General features: G+C 59.9%; 1 protein-coding gene. It reads right to left on the reverse strand.

Features of this window, described 5'->3' with window-relative positions; all coding sequences use genetic code 11:
- Window positions 1-429 precede the first annotated feature (429 nt).
- Window positions 430-1,144, reverse strand: a 715-nt coding sequence (locus tag EN925_RS36810; RefSeq protein WP_164894706.1) for a calcium-binding protein, incomplete at its 5' end; no start/stop codon positions are given.

The raw sequence follows: 1,144 nt of genomic DNA on the forward strand, positions 1-1,144 counted from the left end.
GATGTGGGTTCATCTGCCTCTCCCCAGCGCACACGGCGGGCAATCGAGTAACTGACGCTCTCGATGCTGCCACGGCCCGGTTTCATCACCTATGAGCGCATCCCGCCCGAGTGCACGCTATGGGGAGGCCGGGTTCCTGTCCTCGTCCGTTTGAATGACACCATGATGTTTGGAAAGGGGTAGGACCAGTGAGGCGAGATTCCCTCGCAGTGGGGAGCGCTAATGTCCCTCCTGCCTTGCCGATGCAGTCTCACCGGGACGCCCCCACGGCATTGCCTGAAGTGGGCACGATGAGTGGCTGGAGTAAGGCGTGGCGGACCTGAACTCCGCGGCTCGCTGATGGGCGCGAAGTTCGGACGCTCGGCCCAAACGACTGTCGGCGAGGCCCCAAGACCTCGCCGACCTTTTAAGGCATTCGTCGCTGGAGCGTCAGGTGACCAGGAAAGACGATGCGGTAATCGACAGATGCGGAGAGAGGCTCGCGAAATGGATCTGGTTTGCGCCTCCGACGCCGTCGCTGTCGAAAGAAAGAGCTCCGGTCGAACTGTTGTAGATAATGTGATCGGAACTGTCATGCGCCGCTTTGCCGGCAAAGAAAGCGTCCGACGAGAGGCCCCCCTGATCGAGACCGGCAAAGATGGAATGGTCGAGGTGGATCTTGTCCTGGGCTTTGTTGAAATCAGTGATCGTGTCGACGTTTCCAGAACCAAGGGCGGTACTGAACACGAAGGCATCTCTGCCCCCGTGCCCGGTCAGCGTATCGGCCCCGCCGCCACCGTCGATCTTGTTGTTACCGGCATTGCCGTGAATGGTCTGTCCGAATTCGTTGCCGGTCAGATTGATGGCGGCCTTGCCGGACGTCTTGGTGGTTGCGAGTTGCTCGATGTGCGAGCCAGCCGAAAGAGCGAAGCTCACCGAGGCAAGAACCTTGTCGAGGCCGCTTCCTCTCTGCTCCACCACCTTGTCGTGGGCATTGTCGACGTAATAGGTGTCATTGCCGCCATAGCCGGTCATCTTGTCGGCGCCACCGCCGCCATTGATCTTGTTGGCACCGCCATTTCCATAAATGGCTTGACCGAATTCGTTGCCGGTCAGGTTGATGGACGCCCTGCCACCCGAATTGGCGGTGGAGAGCTGCTCGACA

The sequence above is a fragment of the Mesorhizobium sp. M7A.F.Ca.US.006.04.2.1 genome, assembly GCF_004022915.1.
In the GTDB taxonomy this organism is placed as follows: domain Bacteria; phylum Pseudomonadota; class Alphaproteobacteria; order Rhizobiales; family Rhizobiaceae; genus Mesorhizobium; species Mesorhizobium ciceri.